Annotated in this window: 16 protein-coding genes and 1 rRNA gene; 2 read left to right on the top strand and 15 right to left on the bottom strand. The window is 38.3% G+C overall.

Annotated features, from left to right (window positions below):
- From J7K93_03595 to ffh, 11 genes are all read right to left on the bottom strand, one after another.
- Window positions 1–852 (bottom strand): 16S ribosomal RNA (locus J7K93_03595); the annotation flags it as partial.
- 321 nt (window positions 853–1,173) lie between these two features.
- Complete coding sequence (locus tag J7K93_03590) at window positions 1,174–2,256, bottom strand: HAD-IIIA family hydrolase (protein ID MCD6116077.1); 1,083 nt, start codon at window positions 2,254–2,256, stop codon at window positions 1,174–1,176.
- Between the two features lie 94 nt (window positions 2,257–2,350).
- Window positions 2,351–3,289 carry a PD40 domain-containing protein gene (locus J7K93_03585; protein MCD6116076.1) on the bottom strand — a complete coding sequence of 313 codons (939 nt, stop codon included), beginning with the start codon at window positions 3,287–3,289 and terminating at the stop codon, window positions 2,351–2,353.
- Window positions 3,290–3,348: 59 nt separating this feature from the next.
- Window positions 3,349–4,335, bottom strand: a complete 987-nt coding sequence (locus J7K93_03580) for a D-cysteine desulfhydrase family protein (GenBank protein MCD6116075.1) — start codon at window positions 4,333–4,335, stop codon at window positions 3,349–3,351.
- A gap of 128 nt (window positions 4,336–4,463) precedes the next feature.
- The gene (locus tag J7K93_03575; protein MCD6116074.1) at window positions 4,464–6,314 is read right to left on the bottom strand and encodes an excinuclease ABC subunit C; all 1,851 of its coding nucleotides are present in this window, start codon (window positions 6,312–6,314) and stop codon (window positions 4,464–4,466) included.
- A gap of 200 nt (window positions 6,315–6,514) precedes the next feature.
- Window positions 6,515–6,856, bottom strand: coding sequence for a 50S ribosomal protein L19 (gene rplS, locus J7K93_03570; protein MCD6116073.1), 342 nt, complete (start codon window positions 6,854–6,856; stop codon window positions 6,515–6,517).
- Between the two features lie 46 nt (window positions 6,857–6,902).
- The gene (trmD, locus tag J7K93_03565; GenBank protein MCD6116072.1) at window positions 6,903–7,604 is read right to left on the bottom strand and encodes a tRNA (guanosine(37)-N1)-methyltransferase TrmD; all 702 of its coding nucleotides are present in this window, start codon (window positions 7,602–7,604) and stop codon (window positions 6,903–6,905) included.
- 1 nt (window position 7,605) lies between these two features.
- Entirely contained in the window at window positions 7,606–8,103 is a 498-nt protein-coding gene (rimM, locus tag J7K93_03560; GenBank protein MCD6116071.1) for a 16S rRNA processing protein RimM, read from the bottom strand.
- Window positions 8,104–8,138: 35 nt separating this feature from the next.
- On the bottom strand, window positions 8,139–8,369 hold the full coding sequence (locus tag J7K93_03555) for a KH domain-containing protein (GenBank protein MCD6116070.1): 231 nt from the start codon (window positions 8,367–8,369) through the stop codon (window positions 8,139–8,141).
- A gap of 140 nt (window positions 8,370–8,509) precedes the next feature.
- Window positions 8,510–9,175 carry a 30S ribosomal protein S16 gene (rpsP, locus tag J7K93_03550; GenBank protein ID MCD6116069.1) on the bottom strand — a complete coding sequence of 222 codons (666 nt, stop codon included), beginning with the start codon at window positions 9,173–9,175 and terminating at the stop codon, window positions 8,510–8,512.
- Between the two features lie 46 nt (window positions 9,176–9,221).
- Window positions 9,222–10,547, bottom strand: coding sequence for a signal recognition particle protein (gene ffh / locus J7K93_03545; GenBank protein MCD6116068.1), 1,326 nt, complete (start codon window positions 10,545–10,547; stop codon window positions 9,222–9,224).
- Between the two features lie 569 nt (window positions 10,548–11,116).
- On the opposite strand from ffh, the gene J7K93_03540 reads away from it, so the two are divergent.
- Window positions 11,117–11,830 carry a fumarylacetoacetate hydrolase family protein gene (locus J7K93_03540; protein MCD6116067.1) on the top strand — a complete coding sequence of 238 codons (714 nt, stop codon included), beginning with the start codon at window positions 11,117–11,119 and terminating at the stop codon, window positions 11,828–11,830.
- Window positions 11,831–11,839: 9 nt separating this feature from the next.
- Entirely contained in the window at window positions 11,840–12,364 is a 525-nt protein-coding gene (locus tag J7K93_03535; GenBank protein ID MCD6116066.1) for a cupin domain-containing protein, read from the top strand.
- Window positions 12,365–13,025: 661 nt separating this feature from the next.
- On the opposite strand, the gene J7K93_03530 is transcribed toward J7K93_03535, so the two are convergent.
- From J7K93_03530 to J7K93_03515, 4 genes are all read right to left on the bottom strand, one after another.
- Entirely contained in the window at window positions 13,026–13,619 is a 594-nt protein-coding gene (locus tag J7K93_03530) for a TlpA family protein disulfide reductase (GenBank protein MCD6116065.1), read from the bottom strand.
- Complete coding sequence (locus tag J7K93_03525; protein MCD6116064.1) at window positions 13,620–14,789, bottom strand: 6-bladed beta-propeller; 1,170 nt, start codon at window positions 14,787–14,789, stop codon at window positions 13,620–13,622. It abuts the gene before it with no gap.
- Between the two features lie 96 nt (window positions 14,790–14,885).
- Window positions 14,886–15,098, bottom strand: a complete 213-nt coding sequence (locus tag J7K93_03520; protein ID MCD6116063.1) for a hypothetical protein — start codon at window positions 15,096–15,098, stop codon at window positions 14,886–14,888.
- An 83-nt stretch (window positions 15,099–15,181) separates the two neighbouring features.
- A complete protein-coding gene (locus J7K93_03515) occupies window positions 15,182–15,583 on the bottom strand; it encodes a methylamine utilization protein (GenBank protein MCD6116062.1) in 402 nt (133 codons plus the stop codon).
- Window positions 15,584–15,648: the final 65 nt, after the last annotated feature.

Genomic DNA, 15,648 nt, shown 5'->3' with positions numbered 1-15,648 from the left:
GTTATTAAGCCACCAACACCAAGTCTGCATCGTTTACGGCTAGGACTACCGGGGTTTCTAATCCCGTTTGCTACCCTAGCTTTCGCGTCTTAGCGTCAGGGACAGCCCAGGAGGCCGCTTTCGCCACTGGTGTTCCTCCAGATATCTACGCATTTCACCGCTACACCTGGAATTCCACTTCCCTCTTCCACACTCAAGGACAACAGTATCAGTAGCACGCTTACGGTTGAGCCGTAAGATTTCACCACTGACTTATTATCCCGCCTACACGCTCTTTACGCCCAGTAAATCCGGACAACGCTTGCTCCCCCCGTATTACCGCGGCTGCTGGCACGGAGTTAGCCGGAGCTTCCTCTGGAGGTACCGTCAATCCCGACAAATCGGGAGTTTCTTCCCTCCTAACAGAGCTTTACACACCTCGGTGCTTCATCACTCACGCGGCGTTGCTGGGTCAGGCTTGCGCCCATTGCCCAATATTCCTCACTGCTGCCTCCCGTAGGAGTCTGGCCCGTGTCTCAGTGCCAGTGTGGCTGATCATCCTCTCAGACCAGCTACCCATCGTCGCCTTGGTAGGCCGTTACCCTACCAACAAGCTAAAAGGACGCAGGCTCATCTTACAGCGGCACTACTAAAAGTAGCCCTTTTCATTTTTCTACCATGCAATAAAAAAATTATATGAGGTATTAGCACCAGTTTCCCGATGTTATCCCTCTCTGTAAGGCAGATTGCCTACGCGTTACTCACCCATTCGCCAGTTTACTAGGGAATCCGAAGAATCCCGTTCTCCTCGACTTGCATGTGTTAAGCACGCCGCCAGCGTTCGTCCTGAGCCAGGATCAAACTCTCCGTTGTAATATATTATTTTATTTCTTTTCTTCGTTACAAAACATAACTCATAAACGAAGGCCGTGCACGCGAAATTGACAAAGAACTTAGTAAATATTTATAAATTTTATCTATCTTAATACGTTCTTTAAGGTAAAGCGAAAAAATTAAAATGTCAAGCCAAAAATGTCGATTTTCTATTTATTTTCCGTTTTTCACATCTTTAAAAGAACTACCCTAACAGGGACAATATAGTAAAGATTTTTTGCTATAATGTCAAGGCTTATTTTACCCTTTTTACTGAAAAGCTGAATTAATTTTCTATTTCCAATAGTTTATGCCTGAATATTACACCCGTTCCCTATTAAGCATAATATCAGCAGCTTCTTTTATTGTCTCAATTGTATAATCAGGAACAGCATCATACTCTTTGTCTTTCCCTGCAAAACCGGTTTCAACAAGAAATGTTGTTATCCCTGCTCTTCTGCCTGTTTCTATATCTGAAGTTTTATCACCAATTATTACACTTTTCAACAAATCTATATTAAGGTCTTCTTCTGCTCTTTTAAGCAAGCCCAGCTCCGGTTTCCTGCATCCGCATTTTTGAGATTTACTGTGAGGGCAGAAATATATCTTATCAATTAAAACACCTGCTTTTGAAAAATTCTTAAGCATTCTCCTGTTAACAGCATAAAAATCAGATTCAGGGAAATACCCCAGGCCTATCCCTGGCTGATTAGTAACAATTATAATCCTGTATCCCATATTTTGAAATTTCTTTATCCCTTCAACAGCCCCTGGAACAGGTTTCCAATCATCAGGATTGTGCAGATACAAAACCTCTTCATTAATTGTACCGTCGCGGTCTAAGAAAAGTGCAGGCGATTTCTTGGCAGGCCGTATTTCTCTATGCACTGCATTGTCATATTCAACCCATTCCGACTTATCGCTTTGATTCAGCCTGGTTATTCTTTTAATTATTGAAGTTGTTGAAATATCTTCTGTTACAGGAATCAATTTCACTTCTCCGCCATAAGATTTAACATCAGAAGCGGAAGTTAATGATTCCTGATTATAATCTCCTGCTTTGATATAAAAATCCGGCTTGAGCAGCTCAATATTTTTTTTATTTCTTCTTTCATCAAACAAAAAAACATAATTCACAAATTCAAATGCCGCAACTACCTTAATTCTGTGCTTTTCGGAGATTAAGGGCCTATCTTCTCCTTTGTACCTCTTTACAGAGAGATCACTGTTTACTCCGACAATGAGGATATCGCAAATTGCCGCTGCTTTTTCAAGGTAATCAGCATGTCCTGCATGAACCAGATCAAACGCACCGCTTGTAAAGCCGATTGTTTTCCCTGATTTTTTTATATGCTTGCATAATATTGAAAGCTCATCGCGGGATTTTATTTTGTCTTTGATCATGTGGATAATTTAACAGTTTATTTCTTATTTCAAAACATTTTTAAAAAAGAGACAAATAAAGCAAATTCAATTTGCATAAGGAATAATACGGAATTCATTGTTTTAACATTATTAATTTTGTTCCTCCGGAATTATCCGGTTCTCCTTCACATGACTCAAAAATAAGTTTTGAACCATCCGGGGACAAAGATGGTGCTCCGTCATAACCTGAATATCTCGTCAGCCTGACAGGATCTCCTCCTGAAATTAATATTTTATAGATATTTGCCGTGTCAGATTCAAAATCGCTGCTAAAAACAATATATTGACCGTTATCTGAAAATGAAGCATCGGTCTTATCCCCCGGGCCGGATGTAACTCTGACTTTATCCGTTCCATCCGGATTCATAATCCATATATCCCACTGAGTATTCTCAAACTTCTGGAAAAGTATCTTATTCCCGGCAGGCGACCAATTGGGCTGCCTGCAATCATCTTTTGGATCAGTGAGAAAAATATAACGGGAGCTTCTGTCAGTTTTATACTTAACTATGATACCGTCACCTTCTTCATCCAGTTTATGCGATTCAAATACAATCCATTCTCCGTCAGGGCTTAACGTAGGCTCGTACGCTGCACTGTCAACACGGCTTGTAATCCTGATTTCACCACCTGTTGTACTGGCCTCGGAAATCAGGTATATTTCATCGTGCGGCTCCCTCGACGAAGAAAATACAATTTTACGGATTGTTTTGTTCCACGAAGAGCCAGGGAGGTTTACATTTGCGCTGCCGTCAGACACAATTAAACTCAACTGTTCTGTAAAAATATTATATCTGTACAATTCAGAAGGTTCCTGATTATATCCGTTTATAAATCTTGTAAAAACAATTGACTTTGAATCCGGTGAGAAAGCAGGGTTTTGCAGGCTGCCTGTTAAAGGGATGTTAAGTACAACGCCTGTATCATTTCTCTGATCTGATATTTCCGGTTCATCTACGCCCTTTTCACAATAAACAAAAAACAGCATAAATATGATTATTAAATATTTCATGTTTAATCTTTTTACTTTAAGAATCAATTCGAAATGTATTGATAATTTCCACTTTTAATTTATTTCAGTTTTTCCGCATAGTAAAAATTCGACGGCAATCCGCCGGTATGCCAGAAAAGCACATTGGATTTTATCGGAATTTTTTTTCTTGTTAAATAGTCCAGCATTCCGTAAAAAGCTCTTCCGGTATATACAGGGTCAAGAATAATCCCCTCTGTTTCCGCAAGTTTCTTTATTGCTGTTCTTTCATTATCAGTTATCACCCCATAACCTGCTTTGTCATAATCTCTGACTAATCTTATGTCTTTAAGCTGATAATCCTTTTTAATTTTAAATTTTTCCCTTCCTTTTTGAACAAGATTTAAAATATACTCTTCTGTAGGCATACCGTATGTCTCATCTTTGTCTATGTTTACGGGAATCAGCTCTGCATCGACTCCGAACAGATCAAGTCCTATTATCAGGCCTGCCTGAGTCCCGCCGGAACTGGAAGCAAAGAATATATAATCAATCTTAATATTCTGCTTTTTTAATTGTTTTTTCAGCTCTCCTGCTGCATTCACATACCCGAGAGCGCCTGTAAAATTTGATCCTCCGTATGGGACAACATAAACATTTTTCCCCTTCTGTGTAAGCTCCTCTTTCAGCAGCGGGATATCTTCTCCCTTTCTTTTCTCCCCTGAAAAATGAATTTCTGCGCCCAGCAAATATGAAAGCAGCAGATTCCCGTCAAACACCTCAGGCTCTGCCCCTCCCAGCATCAAATGGCATTCCAGCCCTGCAGCAGAGCAGGCAGCAGCAGTCTGACGGCAGTGATTGGACTGCTGGGCACCTGCAGTAATAAGCGTATCACATCCGCTGTCAACAGCCTCTTTCAGAAGGTACTCAAGTTTTCTTGTCTTGTTGCCGCCGGATGCCAAACCTGTGTTATCATCCCTTTTAATAAAGATATTATAATCCGGAAATTCATTTGACAAATTTTTCAAGTAGTGAAGCGGCGTCGGGAAAAACCCAAGGTTTATTTTATTTTCCAGTATTGTTTCCATTTCTCGTTTCCTTATTAAATATTCACACATAAAACTATGACAAATAATTCTTTTCTATTTTGCTCTCGCTGCTTAAATAAAAATGACAATACATCAATACACAATCAATTGAAACCTGCTAACAAAATTTATTCCCTGCCCCAATTCTTCAATGCTTCAACAATCTTCTGCGCTGCGTTTTTACCCACACCGGCAACTGCTTCAATTTCAGAAATTGATGCTTTTTTTACTCCCTCAACTGAACCGAAAGCCTTTAATAGAGAGTTCCTTCTCTTTTCTCCTATTCCCGGGATATCATCAAGTACTGAACGGAGTGTGCGTTTTTTTCTTCTCTGCCTGTGAAATGTTATGGCAAACCTGTGCGCCTCGTCTCTGATTCGCTGCAAAAGGTACAGTGCCGGCGAAGTTTTAGGAATATTCTGCGGGTCGGAATATCCCGGAATAAACACCTCCTCCAGCTTTTTTGCAAGCCCTATTACAGGCTGATTTTTCAAACCGAATTTTAGAAGAACTTCCGAAGCAGCAGAAAGCTGGCCCTTGCCCCCGTCAACAAGAATGAGGTCCGGCAGCGGCCTGTTTTCCTTAAGAAGCCTTGAAATTCTTCTTTCAACAACTTCTGCCATAGAGCGGAAATCATCAGGCCCCTCCACAGTTTTAATCTTGTATTTTCTGTATTCGGATTTTTTCGGCCTGCCGTTTTCAAACACAACAAGAGACGCCACAGAATCTTTCCCCTGAATATTTGATATATCAAAAGCTTCTATTCTTACAGGAGGTTGCTTTAGGTTCAAATCCTTTTGTAAAGTTTCAACTGATTTCAGAACCATATTTGCAGCTTCCTTCTTCTGAATAAGCATCTCTTCAAGAAGAAGTTCCGCATTTTTAAGGCTCATCCTCATAAGGCCTGCTTTTTTTCCCTGTTTTGGTGTGACTATTGAAACTCTGCCGTTTCGCTTTTTTTTCAGCCACTCTTCAATCTCTTCTCTGTCAGCAATATTAAAAGGTATCAGTATTTCTCCGGGGATAAAATCTGTTCTCATGTAAAACTGTTTTATAAATGCCGAAATAACATGTTCAGGTTCAGCCTCCTCCCTGTTTTCGAGATAAAAATGGAGCCTGTTTATTATCCTGCCCTCTCTTACATTAAAAACAACACAACAGCTCTCTTTTTCTTTGGAAGCCACAGTTATTATATCTCGGTCAGCACTGACAGAATCCACTACCTTCTGTAGATAGCTGAATTTTTTTATGGATTCAATTTCATCTCTCAATCTTGCAGCCTCCTCAAAAAGCCGGTTTTTCGCCAGAGACAACATACGATCATTAAGATTCTTAAGCAATTTACTGTTTTTTCCTTTGATAAACCTTACAACCTGATCTACATTCCACAGATACTCTTTTTGAGAAATTCTACCTTCGCACGGGCCGAAGCAGCGGCCTATCTGAAAATTAAGACAGACTTTGTGTTTTTTATTTAAGATAGTCTCACTATTTATCACTCTCGTACAAGTACGTATGGGGAAGATTCGTTGTGCTGCAGATATGAGTTTTCTTAATGATCCCACATCAGTATACGGGCCGAGATAAATTGAGCCGTCCTTTATTATCCTTCGGGTTATAAAAACTCTCGGATATGGTTCGCTTGTGATTCTTATGTAAGGATAGGTTTTGTCATCTTTCAGGTTAACATTGTATCTCGGTTTATGTTCTTTAATAAGGTTCGCTTCGAGAATTAAAGCTTCTATCTCTGTATCTGTTAATATATATTCGAAATCTTCTACCTGAGACATAAGACGCCTGTGCTTCAGGTCAGAATCCTTTCCTGCTCTGAAATGAGAATGAAGTCTGTTTCTAAGTTTTTTTGCTTTGCCAACATATATAATTTTTCCGCCGGATTTTTTTAAAAGATAAACTCCGGGTGTCTGAGGAATTCTGGATAATTTTTCTTTAATTTGATTCACAGGGCAGATTCTCCCCATGCCCTTGTTAAAATTTCCGGAAGGGCTTTTCCCGAAGGCAAATTTATTACTTCTTTGGCTGTTTTTAATTTATTGACAAATTCGCTGCTGAACAAAATTACACCCTGAGCAATTCTGCTTTTTACTTTTTAATTTAAAAAGGCCAAGCACATCTGTAATTTTGTACTCGGCCTTATAATCCATTAGAGAAAGGGAATAACTTATCTGCGCTCCTCAATTCTTGCGGCTTTACCGCGAAGTTTTCGGATATAATAAAGTTTCGCACGGCGTACCTTGCCTCTTCTTGTTCTTTCAATCTTTGCAATCCGCGGTGAAAAAAGAGGAAATACACGTTCAACTCCGACTCCTCCTGAAATCTTCCGCACAGTAAAAGTCCTGTTAATACCTTTTCCCTTTTTCTTTATTACCAGACCTTTAAAAATCTGTATACGTTCTTTGTCACCTTCAATTACTTTGTAATGCACCGCAACATTATCTCCCGCCTCGAATTCCGGGATATCTGTTTTAAGCTGATCTGCTGTTACCATATCAAGGGGATCCATCTGAACTAACCTCCTAAGTATCTAAAATATTAAACTTTCACTTTTTTTAAAATTTATCTTTAGTCTCCCTGTCAAGGAGATCCGGCCTTTCTCTTTTTGTTTTTTCAAGAGCCTTTTTTCTGCGCCACTCTTCTATACGTGCATGATGGCCGGACAACAAAACATCAGGGACGCGCATTCCCCGAAAATCTTCAGGCCTTGTATAATGGGGATAATCAAACATCCCGCATGTGAATGTATCCCCTTCTGCAGAGTCAAAATCACCCAATACTCCGGGAATAAGACGCACTACAGAATCAATTACTACAGCAGCTGCAAGTTCTCCGCCTGTCAGGATATAATCGCCAATGGATATTTCATCAGTAACAAGCGTTTCAACTACTCTTTCATCAACTCCCCGATAGTGCCCGCAGATAAAAATCAAATAATCTTCACCTGATAGTTCCATAGCCTTTTTCTGGCTGTACTTCTCACCCTGAGGAGTCATCAAAATTATCCTTGGCTCTTTATCAGGATAATTGGATTTCAAAGAATCAACAGCAAGGAAAATAGGCTCCGGCTTTAAAATCATACCCGGGCCCCCTCCGTAAGGAGCATCATCAACAGTACGGTGTCTGTCAGAAGTGAATTCTCTTAAATCCGATACAGAGATTGTAACAAGCGCTTTCTCACAGGCACGTTTAAGCATACTCTCGTTGAATATCGGCTCAATCATACCTGGAAACGGTGTTACTACATCAATTCTCATACTAGTCAATCAACCCTTCAATAGGGAGTATTTTTATCACACCAGTATTTAAATTAACATCTTTGACAAACTCCTCTACTGCAGGGATCAGCACCTCTTTACCTTCGGCATCAATCACATAAGTCATCTGCCCCGGAGTTTCCATAATATCAGTTACAACACCGATATTCCGGCCGTCAACTGCAACAACTTTCAGGCCGATGAGCTGAAATGCATAAAAAGAGCCATCACCCCTCTCTGGCAATTCATCTTCACTAATGACGAATTCAGCACCACGCAGGGATTCCGCTTCGTTCCTGTCGTTCACTTCTTTGATTTTAACAATCAACACATCACTATGAAGCCTGGCTTGCATAATTTCTACAGTGCGCTCATTTCCATCAACATTTAATCTGCATTCTGTGCCGGCCTTAATAATATCCAGACAATCTATTAAAGGATGCACACGAACTTCTCCTTTAATACCATGCGGCTTTGAGATAACACCTATAGAAACCAACGACTTTAAATACCCCGCTTCTTTGTTTAAGTGAACTATTCAAGAATTTCCAGTACTGCTCTTTTCCCTCTTTTGGCAGACGCTGCAGCCAGCAAAGTCCTCATCGATTTGGCGGTCTGACCTTTCCGGCCTATAACTTTACCGAGATCTCCATCGCCAACACGAAGCTCATAAACAGTTGTTTTCTCTCCTTCTACTTCGGTCACATCAACAGCTTCAGGATTGTCAACTAAGTGCTTTGCGATAAATTCGATGAATTCCTTCATCTTTCCCTCCTTTTTCACTTTCGCATCCGTCCAGATTGTTCACAAATTCCCCGCCAAAATCAACAGGAAGTTTAACATCGGACTATTGCTGATAAAGTTCCTGCTCTACTAGGCAGGGACAGAACATCCGCCGTTACTCTCTAATTTTGCTCTTGTTGCTTATCTAACTCTTGCTGTTGGTCAACCGTATCCTGCTCTGGTTCAACCGTTTTATTTTCAGGCGGCTTTTCTTCAGCCGCATCAACTGTTTCTTTTACTTCTTCTGCGGAAGGAACTGGTTCTTCTTTTGATGTTTCTTCCACTTTGGTTTCTTCTTTCTTGACTTCTTCTTTCTTGACTTCTTCTGCTTTGGCCTCTTCTACCTCGGCTTCTTCTTTTTTGACTTCTTCAGCTCCGGTTTCTTCTGCCTTTGCCTCTTCAGGCTCTTCTACTTTCTTTTGCTTGCCTTTTAATTCGGCCTCTTTTGCCAAACGTCTTTCTCTCTCAATTTGAAGGACTTCCCACTTCTTCATCTCCTCATCAATCTCGCCTTCACTGAGCCCTTTCTTTTTAAGATAGCGTTTATGAATAATACCCTTCTTTTTCAGAAGGCTGTTAACTGTATCTGAAATTAACGCACCCGTATCAATCCAGTATCCGACTCTTTCCTCATCTATTCTTATATCCGGAGGATTAACCATCGGATTATAGATACCAAGTCTTTCAATATATTTTCCGTCTCTTTTGGCGCGTGTATCCATCACCACAATACGGTAGAAGGGTTTTTTCTTCCTCCCCATCCTCGTTAATCGTATCTTTACTGCCAAAGAAAACCTCCTCTTTTTGCGTGTTTATCGTTTCGTAGCCAATGTATCATCCCATTGGAATTCCGCCAGGAATCATTCGGGGACGAAAACGACTCATCTGTTTAACCATTTTCTGCATCATTTTAAACTGCTTTAAAAGCCGGTTCACATCCTGAACCGAAGTTCCGCTTCCGTCTGCTATACGCTTTCTTCTGCTTCCTCCGATAATTGCAGGGCTGCGCCTTTCTTCAAAAGTCATTGAATTTATTATAGCTTCAATACGGATCAGTGCATACTCATCTACCTGAAGGCCTTTCATCTGCTTCCCGACTCCGGGAATCATTCCTGCCAGCTGATCTAAAGGCCCCATCTTCCGTACCTGATTTAACTGATCCAAAAAATCTTCAAGAGTAAACTCATTACGTTTTAACTTTTTTGCAAGACGCTCGCTCTTTTTAAGATCAGCTGCTTCCTGAGCCTTTTCCACAAGGGTAACAACATCCCCCATCCCAAGAATGCGTGATGCCATCCTCTCCGGATAAAAAGGTTCAAGAGTGTCTAATTTTTCTCCGTTTGAAATAAATTTTATATATCTGCCTGTCACAGCTTTAACAGACAGAGCAGCACCTCCTCTGGCATCACCATCCATCTTGGATAGTACGACACCTGTAAAATCCAGGTCTTTCAAAAATGCTGCTGCTGAATTAACCGCATCCTGTCCTGTCATGCTATCAGCAACGAACAACACCTCAACAGGTTTAACAGCTTCCTTAAGCTGTTTTAACTCCTCCATCATCTTCTGATCTATATGAAGACGTCCTGCTGTATCAAGAACCAGAGTATCAAACCCATTTTTTCTTGCATATTCGACAGAATTACTGAGAATTTCAGCAGGCGCCATATTCTCTTTGCTGTCAAAAACTTCTATCCCGGCAGACCGTCCCAGAACTTTAAGCTGTTCAATTGCTGCGGGGCGGTATACATCAACACTTACAAGCAGAGGGCTTTTACTCTTTTTTTTCAGAAACAGTGCAAGCTTACCTGCAAATGTTGTTTTGCCCGATCCCTGCAGCCCTGCTATCATAATAACCGAGGGAGGAATATTCCCCTCACGAAGAGGTGCGCTTTCACCTCCAAGCAGAGCTGTAAGTTCATTATGTACAATTTTAACAAGCTGCTGCCCCGGGCTGATTTTTGGCGCTACTTCAGCTCCGAGAGCCTCTTCTTTAACAGCCTGAATAAAATCTTTTGCTACTTTATAATTAACATCCGCTTCGAGAAGTGCTCTGCGCATCATTCGAAGCGGCTCGTCAATGTTCCGCTCTGTTATTTTTCCGACACCCCTTATATTTCTTACAGAGGCATCTAATTTTTCAATTAATTCTTCAAACATATAAAACTATGCCAAGCTGTCTAAGTTAAATAAATATTTCACGTTTCGCAAGTTTTTTTTCTCATTTTCTGCTCTGCCTTATGCAGCACAAAATTACAACTATTTTCATGTGGTATAAAATATTAATTTTAAATTTAAATTTCAAGATAAATCATCAATTTCTGTAATAAATACTCCCGCCTGATAATTCACCCATATTTTTAAATACCTGTTTTATTCAGGAGATCTCCTGCTATTTGGTTTGTTGCATGCGTTCAGACAGACGGCCACTATTACACAAATATTTTCATTTATCAATTTTACACTTGATTAAATCAAAGTAAATAATTACAATTCATAGAAGTCATTTATCTTTAAAAAATTACGGGGACATTATGAAACTTTTTTCTTACACATATAATAACGATTTATTTGCCATCGGAGCTGAGACGGACAATGGCTCTTTAAACTTGAGTAGTGCACTTGAAATTTATCAAAAAGCTCAGGGGTCAAAAAACCCCATACAAATTCCATTTCTCCAGATGCTTGTCGAAATGGGTTACTGCTCCGGAGAAGTTATCAAAGCAGTAATGGATGAGCCATGGGTCACATCAAAAAAGCGGGATCTTGAAGTGCCTGAAGACGCTGTAATAAATCCGCCTATTTCCCGTCCTTCAAAAATAATATGTATCGGCCGCAATTACAAAGCCCATGCAGAAGAGCTCAAGCATTCAATTCCTGAAGAGCCTGTCTTTTTTGCAAAAGCTCCGTCTGCAGTAATCGGGCATAAACAGGATATAATAATTCCGTCATGGCTGAACACGAGAGTTGACCATGAAGCAGAACTTGGTATTATAATAGGCAAACAGGCAAAAAATGTAACTGAAGACAATGCTTTAGATTATGTAGCAGGATTTACTATTGTTAATGATATAACAGCACGGGAAATGCAGAAAACTGATATTAAAAACGGGAATCCCTGGTTCCCTTCAAAAAGCATTGATACTTTCATGCCTGTGGGCCCGTTTATTGTTCCGGCTGATGTTATAGAGAATCCGGATAATCTTGAAATTGAATTAAAAGTAAATAACGAAACACGCCAGAAAGCCAGTACAAAAGATATGATTTTTAATATCGGCCGGATTATATCTTATATCACAAAATTCATGACACTTGAACCCGGGGATATAATTGCCACAGGCACACCTGAGGGTGTTTCTCCCGTAAAACACGGTGATGTTATTGATATATCAATTTCAGGCCTCGGTACACTGACAAACAAAGTTATACAGCAGGGGCTGTAGGGTTTTAACATGCAGACAGGTAATGCAGAATACTGGATTGACAAATTAAAACTCTCTCCGCATCCGGAGGGTGGATTTTTCCGAGAGACTTACAGGTCAAACGAAATAATTCACAGGGCACACCTTCCTGCACGCTTTAACGGAGACCGCTCGTTTTCAACAGCAATCTATTTTCTGCTGCGGAGAGGAGAATTCTCTGCTTTTCACTCCATAAAACAGGATGAACTGTGGCATTTCTATTACGGTTCGCCTCTTTTGCTGCACATAATTGATCCTGGAAGCAGATACTATACAATAAAACTTGGAAGCAATCTCGAAAAAGGTAAAATTTTTCAGGCTGTTATTCCTGAAGGTTCCTGGTTCGGCGCTTCTACATATTCTGCTGAAGATATCGGAACCTCTCCTGATTTTACTCTTGTAGGCTGCACAGTTGCTCCGGGTTTCGATTTTGCGGATTTTACACTTGCAGGCCGAGCGGAACTCTTACGTATGTTTCCGGACAAGGCCGATATAATCAGGGAATTGACCCGCTGACATTTAATGCTTATTACTCTAATAATTGTTGCAAACTTATGATACATTCCGGAAACAAGAAAAACACCAATTAAAATCTCAAGCACTAGTAAGATTGAAATAATTATCAGAATCAAATCTTCAGGAATGATTTTCAACTCAATCATAAGATATACCGCTTTCCCCGGATCAAGAATCTTGCTAATTCCGGAAAAAAGTAAAACCAAACCGAGAATAAACTTAACAGCTTTCACAATATTCACAAATTCCCCCTGAATTTGTAGTATTATTTTTCGAATAAATCTTGACGCATCTGTCTTATTGAGGAAATACTCCTTTTAATTCCAGGATGTACCAATCCCTCTGCAATTAGATGCAAAACTGCTTTGCTGCAATTATGGTAAGATGCTAAAACTAAAGATGCAAATGCTGTACTGCTTAAAATATACCATCAACTTGTAAAATGTAAAAAAAAGTTTTGTCAAGTGGTTTTTTATTTTTGTTCCTATTATATTTCCAATAACTACTTATTTCTTTCCTTTGATTCCCAAACTCCTGCCTGAGAACCAGAAGAAAAGTCGAGCTCTGCAAATTTCTACCCCAAGAAGCCAAGCTTCTTTTCATATTCTTTACCAAGTACAATATGTTTGAGAAGAGTGGAAAAATCCAGCTTTCTGATTAATTAACTACTCTTCTTATCCTTTAAAATTACTTCATCTATCAGTCTTAAAAAATACTTCTGTGTATCTCTGTAAATATAATTATTTGTATCTATAAAATAAATTCTTTGCTGTGTGTCCACCAAGACCTTTGCAGGGGTCTTGTTAATTCCTATTGACAGATACAATTCACTCTTTTTATCATGTAAAATCGGTATGTTAAATTGTGCCTGTCTAAGCCATTTTTTCAATTCCCGCAGATTATGGTTGGTTACTCCAATAACATTAATATCTCTTTTATCTGCTATCTTCTGCCAGAAAAACCTTTCCATTAAACATGAACCGCAGTCAGAAGGTGAAAAAAACACAAAAAGCGTATAAGGCTTTTTATGCAAAATGGAATCAGAATTTACAAGGTTTCCTTCAATATCTTTTAATGTGAAATCAGGCAGTTTTTTTGCTTTTAACTCTCTATCTAATTGTTGAATTCTATTTTTATAACTTAATTTAGCAATCTTTTTATTTTGGCTGTTTACTCTGACAATTAATGATATATTACTAATGCAAAGTACGGCAATAACTATAAAGAATATCCCGAAAATATTATTTTTACTCATCTACAAACCCTTCTCTATCTTTTTCAGTAGTTCTGTATTTAAACGGTATTTACCAATAATATATTTGGGCGGACGGGATTCATCACCAAAGTCTTTATACTCAACAAAATAAATATTATTATCTTTATCTGTGCATCTCATTTCAAATATCCCTGAACTTACTCCACTTATTAGCAATTTTCCTCCTATGTTATAAATATCTATTCTGTACTCGCCTTTATTAAAATCATATTCGTCATCTACTGCTTTTAAAGGTATTGAACTTTGTAAAATTATAAAATTATCGAAAGCCAGTATTGAAACTATTTTACTATATGATATTCGAAATAACGCGCCCTCTTCCTTTGTAAGCTTTCTCTTTTCACTTAATATATCCTTCCTTTTTACCTGCTTAAAATATGAAGGTTTTTCCCCGAAAGAACGATATAATTTACCATTCAAATCAAATACATGAATTTTATACAAATGCTCCTGCACTGCATAAATACTATCATTACAAATATAAAAAAAACAATCATCACTACTTATAATTGTATTACTATACTTTTTGCCAATAGGGAAAAATGATTTTAAATAATTGCCATTACAATCGTATTTATTAATAAACAGCGGCTCTTTTCTGAAAACAATATCTTTCTCTGGATCATAGTCAGAGATTAACACATTTGCTCCTGACATAAATATATAATCTTTTACCTTGGATATACAAAATGGCTGTTGATGCCTTGTTTTGAAGATAAAAGAATCCTTAAATTTATAATCACTACTGAATATTGAGATTCTTCTCATTACATGATCTACCAAATATATCTTACCGCTATCACCAATTGTAACAACAGTAGGCATTAGTACTTCACCCGGCCCCTTACCTTCCTTGGCAATTACTTTCTCAATTTTCCCATCTGCAGAAAATACAACGACTTGTTTTCCGTACGTATCAGTAATTATTATATTATTCCTATTATCAATCGCTATACCAAAGATTGAGAACAATATATTCTCACCATAATCAAGATTTATTTTATTTTTTTTAACAAATATATGTGAAAATAATTCTTTACCTCTTTTACCATTCCAATGATTATTATTTTTTCCGTATAAAATTGTAGTATATTGTATAAAACCAAAATAAATTGCAATTACAAAAAACAAATTAATTTTTCTTTTCATTTGTGTTATCCTCATCTATGATATTCATTTATCACATTAATTTTAATTGTGATATGCCGGTCATTTAAGTTTTATACTGAAATCTTATTTATTTTTTTAAAACCAACAAATACAGCTAAATTCATTTTTGTCTAAACATTTACATGTTGGCATATCAAATATCGTTGTTTGTTTTCCTGGTAAGAAAATAGGTAAAGCCATTGCGTTTGCCTCTTCCGGTTTAATAAACGAATAAATTAATCCTACAGATGAAACTATAATGGAAAATAACATTATAATTACGAATAAATTGATATTACTCTTTTTCATTATTCCCTCCAATGAGATTAGTATTTTATTAATTCCTCCATGCCGGCATATCACGATACGCTATTGGTTATTATATATAATCATTACTTTAACTTTTTCCTTCCCGCATACCCGCACCCAATAACAAACACCCCATTTCTCACAACCATACCCCACCCAATCCTGCTTTTTATCACAGACCCGAAACACCCGCAGTCTGAATTAAGGCCTGTAATTGTTCCGTAAATGCTTATAAGGAAAAATCCTGTAAACAAAACCAGTGCGGAAATTGATGCAAACTTTTGATACATATTTGATATCAAGAGCACTCCGAATAAAATTTCTAAAACAGGAAGAATTGAAATAATAATGAGGATTACAGACTCGGGAACAATCTTAAACTCAAGCATAAGATTTACTGCTTTTGACGGATCTGCAATCTTAGCAATACCGGAAAACAGTAAAATAAGCCCGAGAATAATCTTAATCACTCTAACATGCTTCACAAATTCCCCCTTAAATTCGGAATTTGGCTTTTTTTTCGGCGTATCTGTCTTGCTTAGGGAGAATC

It is taken from the genome of bacterium (assembly GCA_021158245.1).
In the GTDB taxonomy this organism is placed as follows: Bacteria; Zhuqueibacterota; QNDG01; order QNDG01; family QNDG01; genus QNDG01.
Note: the sequence above shows the minus strand (reverse complement) of the source record. Positions and strands in the feature narration are given on the sequence as shown.